This is a genomic window from Dyadobacter sp. AC419 (assembly GCF_979253085.1).
Genome location: NZ_CEEDCD010000016.1, coordinates 11,738 through 28,958 on the forward strand (window position 1 = coordinate 11,738; position 17,221 = coordinate 28,958).

The window sequence follows — 17,221 nt, forward strand, 5'->3', positions numbered from 1 at the left end:
AAAGAGAACAATTATAAGCTATAATTTTTTAAAAACGAAACGGAACACAACATTGCAGGTGTCCCAACCATTCAGAATTTTGAACAGGCGTTGAATTAGAGCTGCCAAATAATATGGCTTGTAACGAGGAGGAGAGTAATTGAATATTGGCACGAGGCCTTGTGACGACAAATATAATGCAAAAAAAATCCTATACAAATATTAAGAAGCATTTGCATTTTGCAAGCTTGTCCGATAAAAAGCATTAATGGTCTGCCAGAGATGCTGCTGTTCAAATTGATCGGCAACGTGACGGTGCGCCAGTTTTCCCATTGCAATCCGCCGGTCCTTATTACGAAGCATTTCATCACACGCCGCAACGATCGCTTCCACGGATTTTGCAGGGATCAGCACGCCGGTTTTTCCGTCCTCAATCATTTCGTTGCAACCATTGATATTCGAAGCAATACTCGGAAGCTGCATGCCGCTTGCCTGCAAAAGTGCTTGCGGAAACCCTTCGCGATAACTTGGAAAAACAAAGATATCGGAGGCTGCCAAAAATTTTCTAACATCCTTCTGATGTCCCACGGCAATAATGGACGGATTGCTTTTAATCTCGTTATCAGTGGATGGTTTTAGCGGATTTAAGTCCTCAGGAGCGCCGATTAACAGTAATTTCAGGTTTTGATGAGATTTTTGCAGAACCAGAAATGCTTCCACCAACTCATTAATCCCTTTATAAAAAGCAAGTCTTCCCATAAATCCAAGTACAACATCATCAGGCTTAATCCCTTTTTCCGCCCTGAAATTTTGGCTTTCTTCAAAAACTAAACCTGTGTTGGAAAAATAATTGAGGTCAATGCCGTTGCTGCTTCCGTTGCCTAAAACAATGACTTTCTTTTGATCAGGAAGTAAATTATTTAAGATGAATGTCCGGAGTTCATTGCGAATTTGGAAGCACCCAGTCGGCGCACCAAAAAGTAAATTTCTCAACGTAATCGAGCAAAATCCTTTTCGGTCCTGTGACTTCCATCAATGGCAAACCGGCCACCGTATGCATCTTAACAGGAACGCCACATAAAAATGCCGCAAGCATTCCGACTATTCCGGCCTTCGGTGAATGCGTATGCACAATGTCCGGTTTGAGTTTTTTGATCAACCGGATTGTGTGAAATAATGCGATCAGATCCTTAATCGGAGTCAGTTCGCGGGAAAGGGGCAGAGGGAAGAACTGGCAATTCTTCTTGTTTTACCAAATCAGGAACGTGCGTATCCGGCGTGCTGGCGAGGTAAACTTCCATGCCATGCTGCGACATATAATTCAGCTGCCCTTTCAATAATATACGTAGCGAATAAGTTTCGGTGGTAATCCTAAGTAGTTTTATTTTCCGCATTGCTTAGGAAGCCAGACTTTGAAAATAGGCGATCGTTTCTTTCAAACCGTCTTTAAATAATGTTTCAGGCTGATATTCTAAGTCCTGATTTAGCTTTCGAAATATCGGCCAGACTGTGCTTGACGTCGCCTCTTCTTTCCTGAACATATGTCGCCTGCAAGGGACTATTCAATTCATCTGCAATCGTCGAAACTAGCTCTGTTAATGTTGTTTGCTCATTACAAGCCACATTGAAAACTTCATGTTTTGCCAAATCCTCAACGAGTAAAGCCTTAATATTCGCCTGAACAACATTGGAAACAAACGTAAAATCGCGTGACGTTAGGCCATCTCCGTTGATTACCGGGCTTTGTCCGTTCAAAATTTGCGTGATGAACAAAGGAATTACTGCGGCATACGGGCCATTTACATTTTGTTTCGGGCCAAAGACATTGAAATAACGCAAACCCACGCTGTGGAAGCCATATGTGCGTGAAAAGACGTCCGCATATAACTCATTTACATATTTGGTCACCGCATAAGGGGACAACGGATTTCCGATAACTTCCTCTTTTTTAGGTAAAGAAGGGCTGTCTCCATAAGTGGATGATGATGCCGCGTAAACCATGCGCTTTACACCAGAATCTTTTGCAGCTTGAAGCACATTTAAAAAGCCGGTGATGTTGACATCATTTGTCGTTAGCGGGTCATTAATGCTCCTTGGAACCGAGCCCAGAGCCGCTTCGTGTAAAACGAAATCAATGCCCTGCATGGCTTCCGTGCACGTTTTATAATCCCGGATATCCCCTTCTATAAACTGCACACGACCATTATTAATGTATTCAGCAATGTTTTCCAGATAGCCCGTTGACAAATTGTCCAAAATAACAATCTTAGCGGCTTGATGCTGAGCAAGATAAGCGACAAGATTTGAACCGATAAATCCGGCCCCGCCAGTGACTAAAAAGTTGGAGGATGAGATGTCCTGCTGGTGATATTTATTAAAATCCATGAGATGGGGAACGACAGCTAATTCTGCTAAAAAGCAATGATGACTATTTATGTTGATATGCAATGCGTTATAGCCTTGCGTACATTTTCTCTTTTGGGAATATTCCTTTTACATCGTAAACGATCGGGGCGTTTTCTCCCGCAGGAATTTGAAGATCAAGCAATTGCTCATGTCCCACGGCCGCTATGATGCCCTGGTATTTTTCAATTTCTTCTAAATTATCGATCAATTTGATGCCATATTCATGCTGAACTTCATTCTTATCGGCCCAAGGGTCATAAACGTGGACATTCATTTGGTAAGATTCCAATTCGCGGATAATGTCGATAACCCTGCTATTGCGAATGTCAGGACAATTTTCCTTGAAAGTAATGCCAAGAACCAGCACATCCTGACCCTTAATCTTGCGTTCGCTTTGGATCAGGAGCTTGATAAATTGGGTGGCTACATATGGGCCCATGGAATCATTCAGCCTGCGGCCAGCCAGAATAATTTCGGGATGGTAACCGACTTCCTTGGCTTTCTGCGCGAGATAAAAAGGATCCACGCCGATGCAATGTCCGCCAACAAGTCCCGGTTTGAATGGAAGAAAATTCCATTTGGTGCCCGCAGCTTCCAGCACTTCGCTGGTGTCGATGTTTAACAAATTAAAAATCTTGGCAAGCTCATTTACAAAAGCAATGTTGATATCGCGCTGCGCATTCTCGATCACTTTCGCAGATTCTGCAACCTTAATGCTTGACGCTTTGAATGTTCCGGCCGTGATGATAGCGCCGTATAAATTATTCACTTCTTCGGCAATCTCAGGCGTCGATCCCGAAGTTACTTTCCTGATTTTGGTCAAAGTATGATGCTTATCACCGGGATTGATCCTTTCCGGAGAATAGCCGCAGAAAAAATCCTGATTGAATGTCAGCCCCGATATTTTTTCCAGGATCGGAACACAGTAATCTTCCGTAACGCCAGGATAAACCGTTGATTCATAGATCACAATGTCGCCAGCCTTCAAATTCCGAGCAACAGTTTCCGTTGCTTTCCTAACAGGCGTGAGGTCGGGGTTGTTGAACTGGTCGACAGGGGTGGGGACTGTGACGATGAAGATGGAGGCTTGTTTGATGTCACTCGGGTCATATGTGAACCTAAGTTTGCTGGCAGACTTCAAGCCAACTTCATCCACTTCGAGTGTGCGATCAAAGTGCGTATTTAACTCATTGATTCGCTGCTGATTGATGTCTAATCCGATAGTATCAAACTTCTTTCCAAACTCGACTGCGAGTGGAAGCCCTACGTAACCCAGGCCCACCACGCAGATTGTCTTATTGTTTTGGTGCATATAGTTTTTTAAAGTTCTATTTGCCGCAAAATTAGCGATACTCTTTAATAATATGGAAACATCATTGAAATTTCGGCATGCTGATCTATCCTAAGGACTGATTTAGCATGTATGTGGTGAATCAATTATGGCTGCACTGTCCATACACCAACCATCTCTTTAATGAACCAGTTATTGTCAGTTGTCTTTTTAAGAACAACTTTGCTGCCCACTAAATTGCTGGTGATGTATTTGCCATTTACAGTTGAATTGGGCAAAATGTTGTCCGTGGCAGCCGGAACGATCCGGATAGGCTGGGCCGTCCTTACTTCAACGGTTACTTCCGGAAAGTTGGCGTTCACCTTTTCCATATTCAGGATCCGGGTTGTTGTGGAAGTCTGATTGTGATAAAGAGATGAGTAATGCGCGTAATTTACATAGCGTGTGTACGGACCAAAATCAAGAGCGAGATATCGGTTTTTGTCGGAAACTACCAACTCTGTATTATGCACAATCGCAAACCGGCTAGGCGGTGAATTCTGGGAAAGGATTGGATCTGTCAGGCTGCATTTTACAATTTTCCTTCCAGCAACCAGGTCCCGATAGCAAAAAGATGCAGTGACAAGCTTTTTAGCGCGTGTATCCTGAATGTCGGGATTGTAAATATGCACATTGCCGATAATTTGATCACCGTTGTCGTTGGCTGCTTTGTAAATAAGAAAAGCTGCGCCAAGGTTCGGTGACGTCGTGCCGCCAGTATTAGGATCAATAACCGTAGGATTCAGCAACTCGATAGTTGGGCCAAGCTCACTCCAGTTTCTTGAAACAAAAGCACATCCATAGCTATTCTTCCAGATTGGGTTTCGTACGGTGATCTTGCCTGGAAGACCTCCTTTAACCGTTGAGGCAAGGAATCCATAGAAACTGCCGTCATCCGTGTGATTGGCAACAAGAATGTCTATGGGGCGATTTACATTAGCCAGCGCTCCCGGTGAGATGAGTATTCCAGCGCCTTTGTTATTTCTCGTAATCGGACTGATAATGCGGATATTTTCGAGCAACGCATCGGCTGCATTGGGTTCAATGTCCAGACCTGCAGCCGGATTTTCGCCATTTGAATTGGATAAGATCGGGTTTTCGATTAAAATATTCTTTCCAGATGTAATTGAGATGCCTTGCCTTCTGTTATTATTGGCAGTCACATTCATCAAAGTCACATTTTCACTAAATCGTGTCACACTTGTTGAGCCTATGTAAAAACCGTCGCCTCCGCCATCATTAGCCGCAATACCATCAATCAATACATTTTTAACGCCTTGCATCAAAAACACATGCCGCTGTTGCCCGGTCGGATAATTTTCCCTGTGATCTTTGAAAGTAACATTGCGTCCTTTGATCACAATGTTGCTCACTGCAATAAGATAAATCATTGGATCGTAAGTCCCCAATGTTCCCATTCCTTCAATAACCGTGTTATCTGCAAAAGTTAAAGTCTTGTTGGAAGGGATTTTGATTGCCCTGATCCGGTAAGATGAAGCTGAGGCAGGAAAATTGATCGCAGGATACTTGGTGTTATTAAGTAATGTCTGCAATGCAGTGCTGTAATCCGTCGATCCATCACCAACAATTCCAAACCAGTTTACATTGACCACGCCATCATAAACGCGTTCGTATCTGCGTCCGGAAGAAACCAGAATCATAGCGCCATCATCCGCCAGCTTCGAAAATTCATTGTATTTGAATAAACCGTCTCTTGGTTTATCCGTAATAAAAACGACCGATGAAGTATTCTGCAGCCCCAGCCCGTAACTGCGCAATTGTCAGGTATTTAACATAGGCAGGCGGCACGTCCAGATTAATGCGGGCGTTTTCTTGCTTTTGGGCAATGTCGGCCTGCAAATTCGTGCGGAATCCAATGCTGCTTACTTCTACAAAATTGCTTTGATCTGTTGCATTGGCATGGCTCCGAAGCAATCGGAATGTTCCGTCAGGGCTTTCCGTTGTAAACTTCCCTTTAAGCTTATACTGTACACTTGACTTTGCTGGGGTGAGTTCACCACTGATGTAATCGGTATAGTCTCCGCCGGTTTGCACAAAGCCATCTGGCAAGATCACTTTTAAACGAAACGAATTTGAATTCTGAAAGATGAAAACCGTGTTTGCCGGAACGTTTAACAATTTGGCGGAAATGAGAATTTCAAATTCTTCATTCATCTCTACGCTGCTTGCGTAAGTTTTCAGCTCAAACTTAATCGGGTCAATTTTTGGATAGGGCTTGCCTGTTAATTGCAAAGACAAAATGAACAGACATAGGAACAAACTTAGATGTTTAACCATGGTAAAATAGAAAAGTGTGTACACATGTAGAGTAATAGCTACAAAAGTATCACAACTTTACATTTATATAATACAATTAGTTATTAAAATTTTGTAGTATAAACTATCTATTTTAGTCACTCAGAGGTTACATCGTCATTTCTTTCTATATGGATTTAATAGTTTTATATACTTTTAAATGTTCTTCTGCCATTACATCCATGTCATATTGTTTTACAAAGTCCGATGCAATGGTGCTCATTAATTTATATTGATTCGTATCATTTAAAATGATCTTAATCTTACCTGCCAATGCTTCAACAATTCCTTTTTCAAACAAAAAAGCATCATTTGGCACAATCTCTTTTATTCCAGAAACATCAGAGCCCAAAAACGGCACACCAGATGCAAGTGATTCCAGCGTGACGCCTGACATGCCTTCGTAATCGCTTGATAAAACATTCAGATCCACGGACTTCATAATTCTGGCAATGTAATTTCTGAAACCAAGGAAGTGAACCTGGGCCTACATTTGCAATTCCTGTGCAAGCTCTTTTGCTTGTTCCAAAAGCGGGCCTTCGCCCGCAAAAAGAACATGATAATCTGGACCCAGTAACTTACATGCTTTAATCACCGTCAGCTGATCTTTGGGATATCTGAAACTGGCTGCCATGAAGATGATCTTAGCATCCTGATGCAATGCCCAGTTCTGCACAAAACTCTGGTTTATTGGTTTTTGGTGTTTGTTGGATATGGGCAATGTCTACGCCGTTTAATATGGTCACGATCTTACTGTCGTTGCCTATCCACTGGCTGAGGTTTTTCCGGACGCTATCTGTAATTGCAATGATTTGCTGATATGAAGCGTAAATGTTTTTTTCCAGCAAACGCATGTAAGGTTTGCCTCGTCTTTTGTTATAATTACTATGTTCAGTGTAAAAGAGGGCAGGCTTGTTCTTCATCATGCGGGTTGCAAACGCAGCCCAATATAAGCTGGGAAAAGGTGAACATGCAGGATATCAGGCATTTTGCGCGTAATAGTCTGCGAAACGCGGATTGCCTCCAAACTGTAAACGCTTTTCAATCCCAAGTTATGAATGGGAATGTCTGCTTCATTGATCGTTTTTAGAAACTAGGAACCGAGAGGCTGGCGTTTAATAAAATGAGCTCGACGTCGACCCCTTTGCTTTTTAGCATTGGTAAGTAACTTACCAAAAGCTTTCCGCTCCTCCTTTTTCCAGGGCGTGTATGAGCACAAATAATTTCATTTGTTATAGATTAATCGGTGCCGCGGCATAATGTGTATAAACTTAATTCTAACTTGCCCACCCGAAAGAGTCCAGCTGCGCTTGGAGGAGGCGTGCATTAACAGGTGCACTAAATCGACGAGAATAATGCTCCAAGTTGCGAATCTGCGATTCATACCTGCTGACAACTGCATCATCATGACGGATAATTTTGGAAATCAGCGCATTCATTTCGTCAATGTCTCTGCATACGAAACCAATATCACCGGCTTCACGAAAAATATGTGCAATAAACTTATGCTCTAAGGCAATGATTGGAATCTGATATTGAATGCTGTCGATCAGTGAACCGCTGATACGGAACGTATATTCCTCGCCAGTGATAAAGCTGAGGGAGTAAGTCGCAGCGTTAATCAGGAGTTCGTAGTCTTTTTGATCCAATGGCTTACCTTCCGAAGAACCAAGCACAACTTGCTCATTTACATAGCTTTTTGTGTCTGCGGCAACTTTTCCGATGATTTGGAATTCTACTTTTCCGTTTGCGATGTCTTCTTGAAAATGCTTGGCCAAAGGAAAAATTTGTTGGGCATTTTTTCTCAATGATGCAACGCCCAGCAATGCAAAAATAGGCTTGTTGGGAACCGCTGTTTTTAACGCAGGTTTAACTGCGCTGATAGGATGTTCAATACAAAGGATTTGTTCGGCAGCCAACAGGCCCGACTTAACGATTTTCTCTTTGATCAGTGCGCTTAGCACCAGATATTTTAGGTTCCCTGGACTATTTTGAAATGCTCTTTTGTAAAGAAATGCATTCAGCTTATCCTTGGAAGAAATCTCAGTTTTGAATAAAAACTCAATTTCCCCGTGTAAACCAATGATTACCTTCTGATTGCTATTTTTTCTTATCCTGTCCAGATAAAGGAATAAGTTAATGGCGGTCAATGTACAAAAGAAAAGAAAATCCGGTTTTTCTTTTTGCGCCTGCCGAAATAACTTAGTGATGAACGTATTGTCTTCCTTTATTTTTTTAACCCAGGAAATGCCTTTTTTGACAAGTGACCGTGCAGGATCAATGATATGTATCGGGAAATACTGAATGGATTTTCCCGGAACCGATGAAACTTTATTACGAACACTTTCTATGTGACTTTTATCCGCGAAAAAAATAATCTCGGCATTTTGATCATCCAGACTTTGAATAATATTGATACAGCCACTATTATTAATAACATGGTTATTTCCAATAATCACATTATCGATAACATAGTATTTCCTTGACTCTCTCATTTAATTGAACATGCCAGATTAATCGTGTTTAAGTTTATTTTTGAAATAAAACACGTGCAGACTCAAATTTTGACCGATCGGTAAACACCCTTTTTGTTTTAAGGTCAACTACTTTGCAACCTTTGAAAATCACCGGGTTGGATGCAACACGTGCGGTGCTTCTTGCTAATGTGGAGCTTTGAACGAGTTTGCGAGAGGAATTGATGTGAAATGTACAGTTTTCAAAGACCACATTATCATAAAGATCCAATAGCGGCTGCTTGCTTGGCGATTCGCCTGCAATTGAATTGTCCCGGATGATACAATTTGTAAAACGTGTTGTGCCATCTGCATCCATCACCTTGTCTTTTCGATACATTAAGAAGCTTCCTGTAATGTCACATTTTTCAAATGACACATTTCTGCTAGGGGAAAAATTCATTTGAATAGCATAAAATCTGTTGGTTCCAGGGATCATCTTCCCGGCGTTAATTGTGCTATTTTTAAATACAACATTGTTTACATTCCCGGCAATATTTACAGAGCCACTTCCTCCTTTATTTGCAGAAATGACACAATTTTCGAAAAGGATTTCAGATAATGCTTTATGCGTTTTATCCTGATTTTCAATATCCACATTCGCTCCGGCGCAATCCTGATTACCGCCCATTCCGGTAAACTTAAATGCACAATCCACAGCTTTTAAATGTGAGCCAACCGTAAAGCTAAGCCCTTGTCTGCCATTATATTCCGACCGGCATTTGATTAATGTTGCGTGATACTTTCCCTCGGGAAGCGCTTCTCTTGGAGTTTGAATATATATTCCGTCTAAACCGAAATGATGGGCATAAACATTTTGAAGCAAAAGGTTTTTTGCACAGTAGGAAACAATCCCAATGAATACAAGATCGGGACGTTACGCGATCATGCCTTTTGGCGGAGCATAATATGTTCCTTTTGGAAATGTTCATCCGTGAAGTTTCCAGATTCTTGATGGTCACATTTTTCTGCAACTATGGCTAAAGGTTAATAAGCCGCCCAAGCGAAGCTTGTGTTTCGACGCCTGCCCCTTTGGGTTCCTTGCCGGTTACCGGATCAAAAAAACCGTATTTTGTGTCATCCAGATATTTAAAAATCGACGCGATCTTACCATTCTTGCTAACGGTTCCTGTAATGGTGAAGTTATCAACGCCATTGAAAATATCAGAATACTTAGGCCTTGCGTAGGCAACTCTGTTAGCTGAATCTTTATCAATAATCTGGGTTCCGACTCGGGTAAATTCCTTTCGGAATGAGCAGCTTTCCGCCACCTTTTTCATTGAAGTATTTAATCGCCCGGCTCAATGCTTCAGAATCATCCGTAGCGCCGTCGCCTTTGGCTCCAAAATCAGTTTTAAAATTTTTGCTGGGTAGTGTCTGACCAAATATCGCGTTTGACGCAATGCAGAGTAAGAGGAGTAAAAAGCATGATTTTGTTATTTTCATCTTGTTTGTCCTTTGGTTAATAAATACATTTCCAACGGCATTATGCTGAAAAGAAGGCTTTAAGCAATGTTAATTAACATATCGGTTTGTGTCCGATTGTAAAATCCAGATGTAAGGAACGAGCAAATCTGATCCGTTGACAACCAACGAAACCAGCTTGGAAAGTGAGTATAAGATAATGATGAGGAGCCAAATTGTACGACTTTTAACATGTTCGTAAAGAATGCAGAAAAGCAGTATTTCAAAAATATAGAAATAAGAAACAAGCCGTTGTAGTGTCAAAAAGTCGATTACAATGAAGAATACAATGTTCCCGAATGTGTATAAATTGAGAAAACCTTTATAATGTGCACTAACGTTTGAAAGCTTGTTCTGAAAATAAAAGAAAATCGGCAACAACACTGCACGCTTGGCGACTGCCGCAATCATTCGCTGTGTTTTGCTTAGGTTTGTCCCGTAGGTTTTTTCATTTCCAAGGGCCATATAGATCTCTGCTTTTTCAGAAATCCGGTCGAGGCCAAGTCCTCGCGGGACTAAATTGATCCCAATCTGAAGCAAATTTTCCGAACCTCCTACCATTCCCAAACCAATCGCAACAACCAACCAGATGGTCTTGGACTTAATAGTCCAATCGTAATGGTATAAAAAATATGCCAAAACAAACACATAAGCGGTAATATGGATCTGCGCTGCCAGAAATACAAGGAACAAAAACGGCCAAGGGCGCTTCTCTATAACGAAGATCGTGCTGATTAAACAAATGCTGATCGCCAGCATTTGCCGCACAGCAGTAATGTCACCCATCGCCGTTCCCCAGTAAAGCAGTGTCACAAGCAGGATTGCCTTAGTGTAACGGTAAAAGAAAAGCGCTTTCATGCTGATAACCAGCGTAGAGAGAACGAACAGATAAAACGTGAAATTTTCAGAAAACAACCTCAGAAACCGGACAAAGTAGGCAAATCCGGGTTCCATAGCGATCATGAAAAAGGGGTCGTCGCTGTCGAACGTCGTATAGAAATTCTCATACGGTCGCCAGTCGTTTCCGGTTTCCCAACGCAAACTTCCGAGTGCGATAAAAGTAAGGGTAATTGTAATGTAGATCCATTTTTTCGTTTCCCGCGGAACCTCAACGCGCTCTAGTAAAGCGATGGCGGTAAGCAGTAAGAAAATAATGTAATACAACATAATGTTAAATCAAATGAAGATATATGAGGTTATTGGCTGATTCGTTTGGCTAACCCCAATCTTCTCTTCTATTGCATTCTTACGCTCTTCACCAAAATTTTCAATGATCATGCCTACGACACTGATTTTAAATGCGTAAAAGATCCATTTGAATGATGGCAAAATAGCATACATCTTATTTTTCTGCTGTGCCTTTCGGATTTCCCTCAAAATTCGATTGTTTCCCGAAGTTGAGCTAACACCAATCGCCCTCATTTTAGCAACCGTCAGCGGAATGTGGAAGGCATCGTGGTCTTTCAGGTAACTCAGCAGGATGTCGTAATCCGCTACGATCTTGAATTGCGTATCATACAAACGGTTTTCAAAAAGCTTGGCCGCATGAAATACACCCTGATGTGAAATGTTCATTCTCACATTCAAAAAATAATCTTTTAGATTATGCCACTCATTGCCCCGCACGATCTCTGTGCCCGATGCATATATAATGGCCACATCCCCATACGCAACCAAACTTTCCGTTTGCGAAAGATAGGGCGCAACTTTTGAAAGCGTGTCATTGTCGAGGAGAAAGTCATCCGCATTAATGAATAGCAGCCAGGAGCCGGTCGCTTTCTGGATTCCCTTATTCATTGCATCGTAAATGCCGCCATCTTTTTCACTAACCCAATAGCTGATTTTATCGTCGTACTTTTTAATAATTTCAACGGTTTTGTCGGTTGAGTTTCCGTCGATGATAATGTATTCTAAATGCTTGTAAGTCTGATTGACGATGCTCGTGATGGTCTGCTCGATATGGCTTTCCCCATTTCTGACAACAGTTATCACGGAAATTATTGGCAATTGATCATTCATTATTTACAAGATTTAAGGCAACTCATTTTAGACAAAGCGAAACTTCCTTCATGAATTTCTCCGCATAAGTCTGGATTGTGAAAGTCTGGCTGACGTGCGCCATGCCCTGTGCAGCTATCCGCGCGTAAAGATCGTGGTCTTTGATCAACCGTTCTATTTGGTGCGCCAATGTTTCTTCCAATCCAAAATACAGCAAGCCCGTTTTTTCATTTTCAACAATTTCAAACGTTCCTGATGATCCAAATGCAACGACCGGAACACCATACATCATACTTTCAATTGTTACCCGGCCCAATGCTTCGTTTTGCGCGCACATCAACGATATGTCCAGCTCCTTATAAATGGCTTCAATGTCTTTGGAAAAACCCGCAAAGTGAACATGATCTGTCAATCCTTCATGTTGAACATACTCTTTCAAGACACTGAAATACTCTTCCGAGCTGACATTGCCAATAATTCGAAGCGTGACAGGAATGTTGTTTTTGACCAACAGATTAATGGCCTTAATCGCCATAAACTGATCCTTGGCCGGATCAATAATTCCAACAATGCCAATAACGGGCGCATTGCCAAGCTGTGTTTTCGGCAAAACTCCGGGCTTGTTATCCACAAGCCCATTATAGATTACCTGATAATTATTCTTGATTCCCGCGTCAAAAATTCTTCGTTGCAGAATGCTTTTTGAGATGCAAATGATGGTCTGTGCTTTTTTTGCAAAAAAATTGAATGACTTTTTCCCAAGCAAGTATTTCAGGCCGTAATCTTCATAGACAAATTCACGAATGTGCCACAAATGCTTACGCCCGGAAATCATCGAAACTAGCGCACCTATAAAGATGACAGAAGAGTTGGAATGAATCATATTAACTCTTTTAATGATCACCAGATAAGCAATGTAAAACGCCAGCACAATGTTAAAAGCTAACCGTTTGAGGCTATGGTAAAGCTGGAATTTTTTTGGTGTGCTGTAAACGTCATTCGTAAATGGCACTATACTGAAAGCGATGCCGTGCTTTTTCAGCTCGTCTGTAAATTCACTTTCCTCCTTGCAAATCACCCACCAGTCGATCCTGTCCTTCAATGAAACCAACAGCGTCAAGAGTGACCTGTTAGCACCATAAAGTTGCCCATAATGCGAGAAGGATAGTACTTTGGGTTTCTTCATAAGCTCCACAGGAATGTCACTCCCAGGCATAGAAAGCAGATTTACTTGATTTTACGAGCAACGAGGATAAATGTGCAGGCATCCTTGTCTTTAACACTTTGACGTGCCATTTTATCAAAAAAATAGATCAGCGGTTGCATTACCAGCGCCAGCACGGGACGCATTGCAGGCCGGAGCTTGAATGTGAAAGCATCCTGAAACAATTGCAACCCCATCGCAGCCCGACCAATGATGCCGGTGAAGTAAATGATCTCAAAGCCGCTGTCGGTAACTATTTTTTGCAGGCCGGTTGAAGTCCACCGCCAAAAATCGGTAGGATCGGGGTGATACATCCAGTAACCGTGCGTGCTCAGGATGAGCAAGCCGTCCGTTTTAAGGACTCTTTTGGCTTCGGAAAGATAAAACATCGGGTTCACAACGTGTTCCAGCGCTTGCGTTGAAATCACCACGTCGAGGTTCTCTTCGGGTAAGTCGATGACGCCTTCGGGTGTAATGTGAATGTCCGCAATAGGATTTAGAGGCAAATCAATGCCTATATACTTCTCTACATAAGGAGCAATCAGCGTTTCGTATGGCTTATTTCCACATCCATAGTCAGCCAAAACCAGTTTTACTGGACTATTTGCGACAAACTTTTCAATCACTGTCTCGATTGCTTGGCGCAATTGGCGCAAATAATAATAGCGTGTGGCCATCCTTCCAAAAATAGATGGATATAATCTGTCGCGCCCAGGTTCTCTTACGTACATAATTAATAGGTTTTTACAATCTTATTTATATTCAACAAATCCTCCTAATTCAATCGAATCGTCAGGACTTCACTGCAATTCTACCAGTGTAATCAATTCGGTTTAACAATATGGGCTTATCCGTAAAATACTCATCAACTGCTTTCTTGCAACCCTCCCAATGTCCGTAATCATCGATAATCAGTACACCGGATTTGGAAAGCATGGGGTAAAGATAATCTAGTTCATGCGCTGTCGACTCATAAAAGTCTGTGTCCAATCGCAGTAAAGCAATGTCATTCGTCGGAAGGTTTTGCAGAATTGTATCTTCTACTTTGCCCTTCACATAATGGATGCTGGCTGCATTGTATCCTGTCAAAGCCATATTATTTTTGACATCATTGATATCAGCAAGGCACCAGACCGATGTTTCTTTGTTATCCAAGCTTTGCCGCATGAGCACTTGGGCATTGTCACCGCGGAAAGTCACATCGTCTTTGGTAGGTTCCGACATTCCTTCAAATGTATCGTACAAATGCAACGCTCGGTCGGAACAGCCAAGATTGGCCAAAGTAAGCGCTATCATCATTGAACTTCCACCTCTCCAAACGCCGCATTCCACAAAAAAGCCCTGAATGTCATATTTAATGACATAATTCACGGCCTGATACAACGAATACATTCTTTCAATCGATGTCAGTGGTGTACGGACGGCATTTATCGTACAACGACATGAAAACCTCGTCATGCGTGAACTTCTCCGGCGCAACGATCTTGGAAATTTTCAACCCAAAGGGTTTCGGGAAAATGGAATTGATTGACATCAGTAATGGTTATAAGTGTGATAGTTAAATGATACGCGACAAAAACTTATTTTAGATGTATCAGCAATGTTGTTCAATCTCTTCATGCAGTTTAAACACTACTTTTTCCTAAATTCCCGAGTATGGTTTTAAATTTTCTAAAATGAAACAAACCGAAAATGGCTCCTGCAATGATTCCTTTTAGTGCAAGTGCGTAAATTTTCGAAAGAGGCGTGAGTTCAGGACCGGAAAGCTGCTGATGAATGAAAAGCGCAATAATAAGGACTATGGCAACCGGGAATTGTGCAGCAATGATCTTATAGAAACGAAGAACCGACGCTTTCAATAACCCCGCAATCAAGACATAAAAAACGATCAGGAAATTAGCCACAAAAGCCGCAGACAATGACATGGAAGTTGTTGTAAGTGACTTAAAATATAATACTCCTAAAAGGATAGACCCGACTATCGTGGTCGCACTAAAAAGACCAAGCTTGAAAAGTGTGTCCGTTCTGCCGACGGCCTGAAATATGGCTCCCGCACTGGAAGTCATGATTTGAACCCAGATAGTCACACTAAAAATTCTTAGGATTGGAATAACAGCCAGCCATTGCTCTCCTAATAATATCGGGATAATTTCGTCCGCTGCAAAAAAGATGAAAATGGATACAGGAATCCCTAGCATGGCCAGGATGTTGATCAATTTCAAATATTCTTCCAAAATGACTTTTGGCTGATCTTTAAACCGTGCTAAAACCGGATGAAGCACCGGGCTGATCACATGCGTCAGATTCGCGATCGGATACATCATTAACTGGTAGGATTGATTGTAAATCCCAAGCATTTGATTGCCCATAAACTTGCCAATCAGAATGTTATCCAGATTTCGCGAAAAATAGTTAATGAAGTTAAATGCGAATTGAAAGAAAGAATAGCGTGCGATTTTTCTAAAACCGTCAAATGTAAACCCACTGATCAGTTTTAACTTTGAAAAATAAACATAAAGCGAGAACATGATAAAGCTGGTGAGAATCGACCGCCAGACAATGGCATAATAACTCCAACCCATTTTCGCTAAAAAGATAACGCATCCCCCGGTTATGACTGCCACAATCACTTCGATCGTGCCTAGTAACTTAAATGACCTGGATTTTGCCAATAAATTCTTCGGAACAACAGATAATGAGCTGAAAAATACGCTGATAGAAAGTAGTTGACCGATGGGAATATATTCTTTGCTTCCAAAATACCAGGCAATCCCATAGGAAAGGAAAAAGAACGAAACGGCAAGCAATGCACTGAGGAAAACACTTATTTTGAAGATATCCGAAATGTCTTTTTCTGAAAGATCCTGGTTTTGAACAATGGCTACACCAATTCCGATATCGCTCAAAATATAGAAAAACGAGATAAACACCGTTACAATGCCCAATGTCCCGTATTCAGCGGGTGAAAGCAATCTGGCCAGCACAGAATTAATGCCCAGCCCGATCAATATGTTGCTATATTTTGCAGTAAATACGGCTAATGTCCCACGTTTTATTTCTTCCTGAATCCGCATTATACTTCTAATTTTTGTTTAAGCTTGCTTAGAAATATGGTAACCGGGAAGAACAGTGAGAACATAGAACTCGCATTTTTGGCGAATGCAATCTGATAGTTTGCATTCCAATAAGCCTTTCGCCCCAGCGACTTATACATTGTAACCCGCCAAGGCTGGGCAAGGATTAAGGATCTTTCAAGTTTAAAACGCAGACTTGATGAGATCGGTAATTTTTTGTAATTGTCAAAAAAGTCGTTGATCAAACCGTCTTTTCCATAACCCCAATCTTTCTTTTTTACCGGCTGAACCACGCGAACCGGAAATTCAGTGACCAGGTAAGTATTTCCTTTCATGCAGCAAAGGCCTGCAAAAAAGATATAGGGATAAAGGTTATCGACGCCTCGGGAGCCATATTGCTCAAATAAACCCTCGCGCTTGAAAATCAAGCCGCTCATTTGATGGGCTTTCCAGGCAGTTTGAAATATTGCTTTTTCCCCCGGACCAAACTTCTTGATCGGGCCAATGGTGTCCCGTGAATCAGCCACGACTTTATTGTCAACCGAAACCGGAACGTAATTGGGGACAATGTAAGTGGCTGCCGGATCATTTTTCAGGATTGACAAGCACGCTGCAAGATATTCGTAGGAGATATAATCATCGTCACCCAGATACATAATGTAATCAGAAGTGGCTATTTCCAACACAAAAAGGACATTGGCTTTTAGACCAATATTCTCGGTTTGGCGATAAAAATCAATGTTGAGACTTCCTTCATTTTTGAATTCCGTGACTTTTTCATAAGTATCGTCAGGGGAGCAGTTGTCTGAAATCACAAGTTTGACCTCATTTTGAAACTTGCCCCGGCCAATCATTTCCCTCAAAATTCCCAGGTTGTACAATAGGAAATCAGCTCGGTTATAAGTGGGAATCAGAATGCTAAGCATAACGTGTAAGT

Annotated in this window: 19 protein-coding genes and 2 pseudogenes; all 21 read right to left on the minus strand. The window is 41.6% G+C overall.

Features of this window, described 5'->3' with window-relative positions:
• Positions 1 to 201 precede the first annotated feature (201 nt).
• The 21 genes and pseudogenes from AC0IYG_RS09740 to AC0IYG_RS09840 all read right to left on the minus strand — a co-directional run bounded on the left by AC0IYG_RS09740 (position 202) and on the right by AC0IYG_RS09840 (position 17,210).
• Entirely contained in the window at positions 202 to 972 is a 771-nt protein-coding gene (locus AC0IYG_RS09740; protein WP_471710906.1) for a glycosyltransferase, read from the minus strand.
• The gene (locus tag AC0IYG_RS09745; protein ID WP_471710977.1) at positions 920 to 1,201 is read right to left on the minus strand and encodes a glycosyltransferase; all 282 of its coding nucleotides are present in this window, start codon (positions 1,199 to 1,201) and stop codon (positions 920 to 922) included. Before AC0IYG_RS09745 ends, AC0IYG_RS09740 begins: the two co-directional genes overlap by 53 nt.
• Positions 1,170 to 1,373 (minus strand): hypothetical protein, encoded by a 204-nt coding sequence (locus tag AC0IYG_RS09750; protein WP_471710907.1) that lies wholly within the window; start codon positions 1,371 to 1,373, stop codon positions 1,170 to 1,172. The genes AC0IYG_RS09745 and AC0IYG_RS09750 overlap by 32 nt, the downstream gene beginning before the upstream one ends.
• A 64-nt stretch (positions 1,374 to 1,437) precedes the next feature.
• Positions 1,438 to 2,364 carry an SDR family oxidoreductase gene (locus tag AC0IYG_RS09755; RefSeq protein WP_471710908.1) on the minus strand — a complete coding sequence of 309 codons (927 nt, stop codon included), beginning with the start codon at positions 2,362 to 2,364 and terminating at the stop codon, positions 1,438 to 1,440.
• Positions 2,365 to 2,431: 67 nt separating this feature from the next.
• The gene (locus AC0IYG_RS09760; protein WP_471710909.1) at positions 2,432 to 3,697 is read right to left on the minus strand and encodes a nucleotide sugar dehydrogenase; all 1,266 of its coding nucleotides are present in this window, start codon (positions 3,695 to 3,697) and stop codon (positions 2,432 to 2,434) included.
• A 125-nt stretch (positions 3,698 to 3,822) separates the two neighbouring features.
• Entirely contained in the window at positions 3,823 to 5,493 is a 1,671-nt protein-coding gene (locus tag AC0IYG_RS09765; RefSeq protein ID WP_471710910.1) for a right-handed parallel beta-helix repeat-containing protein, read from the minus strand.
• The gene (locus AC0IYG_RS09770; protein WP_471710911.1) at positions 5,435 to 5,974 is read right to left on the minus strand and encodes a hypothetical protein; all 540 of its coding nucleotides are present in this window, start codon (positions 5,972 to 5,974) and stop codon (positions 5,435 to 5,437) included. Before AC0IYG_RS09770 ends, AC0IYG_RS09765 begins: the two co-directional genes overlap by 59 nt.
• A 184-nt stretch (positions 5,975 to 6,158) precedes the next feature.
• Positions 6,159 to 6,665: pseudogene (locus AC0IYG_RS09775) on the minus strand (glycosyltransferase).
• A gap of 10 nt (positions 6,666 to 6,675) precedes the next feature.
• Positions 6,676 to 6,978: pseudogene (locus AC0IYG_RS09780) on the minus strand (glycosyltransferase family 4 protein); the annotation flags it as partial.
• A gap of 330 nt (positions 6,979 to 7,308) precedes the next feature.
• A complete protein-coding gene (locus AC0IYG_RS09785; RefSeq protein WP_471710912.1) occupies positions 7,309 to 8,526 on the minus strand; it encodes a hypothetical protein in 1,218 nt (405 codons plus the stop codon).
• 34 nt (positions 8,527 to 8,560) lie between these two features.
• Positions 8,561 to 9,370 (minus strand): hypothetical protein, encoded by an 810-nt coding sequence (locus tag AC0IYG_RS09790; RefSeq protein WP_471710913.1) that lies wholly within the window; start codon positions 9,368 to 9,370, stop codon positions 8,561 to 8,563.
• Between the two features lie 154 nt (positions 9,371 to 9,524).
• A complete protein-coding gene (locus tag AC0IYG_RS09795; protein WP_471710914.1) occupies positions 9,525 to 9,824 on the minus strand; it encodes a hypothetical protein in 300 nt (99 codons plus the stop codon).
• Positions 9,757 to 9,990, minus strand: coding sequence for a glycosyl hydrolase family 28-related protein (locus AC0IYG_RS09800; RefSeq protein ID WP_471710915.1), 234 nt, complete (start codon positions 9,988 to 9,990; stop codon positions 9,757 to 9,759). Before AC0IYG_RS09800 ends, AC0IYG_RS09795 begins: the two co-directional genes overlap by 68 nt.
• A gap of 69 nt (positions 9,991 to 10,059) precedes the next feature.
• On the minus strand, positions 10,060 to 11,175 hold the full coding sequence (locus tag AC0IYG_RS09805) for an EpsG family protein (RefSeq protein ID WP_471710916.1): 1,116 nt from the start codon (positions 11,173 to 11,175) through the stop codon (positions 10,060 to 10,062).
• A gap of 9 nt (positions 11,176 to 11,184) precedes the next feature.
• Positions 11,185 to 12,027 carry a glycosyltransferase family 2 protein gene (locus AC0IYG_RS09810; protein ID WP_471710917.1) on the minus strand — a complete coding sequence of 281 codons (843 nt, stop codon included), beginning with the start codon at positions 12,025 to 12,027 and terminating at the stop codon, positions 11,185 to 11,187.
• A gap of 22 nt (positions 12,028 to 12,049) precedes the next feature.
• Positions 12,050 to 13,192: a glycosyltransferase family 4 protein gene (locus AC0IYG_RS09815; RefSeq protein ID WP_471710918.1), complete on the minus strand. Its 1,143-nt coding sequence runs from the start codon at positions 13,190 to 13,192 to the stop codon at positions 12,050 to 12,052.
• Between the two features lie 41 nt (positions 13,193 to 13,233).
• Positions 13,234 to 13,941, minus strand: a complete 708-nt coding sequence (locus AC0IYG_RS09820) for a class I SAM-dependent methyltransferase (protein WP_471710919.1) — start codon at positions 13,939 to 13,941, stop codon at positions 13,234 to 13,236.
• Positions 13,942 to 14,002: 61 nt separating this feature from the next.
• Positions 14,003 to 14,602 (minus strand): TylF/MycF/NovP-related O-methyltransferase, encoded by a 600-nt coding sequence (locus tag AC0IYG_RS09825; RefSeq protein WP_471710920.1) that lies wholly within the window; start codon positions 14,600 to 14,602, stop codon positions 14,003 to 14,005.
• A gap of 4 nt (positions 14,603 to 14,606) precedes the next feature.
• On the minus strand, positions 14,607 to 14,744 hold the full coding sequence (locus AC0IYG_RS09830; RefSeq protein WP_471710921.1) for a hypothetical protein: 138 nt from the start codon (positions 14,742 to 14,744) through the stop codon (positions 14,607 to 14,609).
• A 91-nt stretch (positions 14,745 to 14,835) separates the two neighbouring features.
• A complete protein-coding gene (locus tag AC0IYG_RS09835) occupies positions 14,836 to 16,284 on the minus strand; it encodes a lipopolysaccharide biosynthesis protein (RefSeq protein WP_471710922.1) in 1,449 nt (482 codons plus the stop codon).
• Complete coding sequence (locus tag AC0IYG_RS09840) at positions 16,284 to 17,210, minus strand: glycosyltransferase family 2 protein (RefSeq protein WP_471710923.1); 927 nt, start codon at positions 17,208 to 17,210, stop codon at positions 16,284 to 16,286. The genes AC0IYG_RS09835 and AC0IYG_RS09840 overlap by 1 nt, the downstream gene beginning before the upstream one ends.
• Between the last annotated feature and the right edge of the window lie 11 nt (positions 17,211 to 17,221).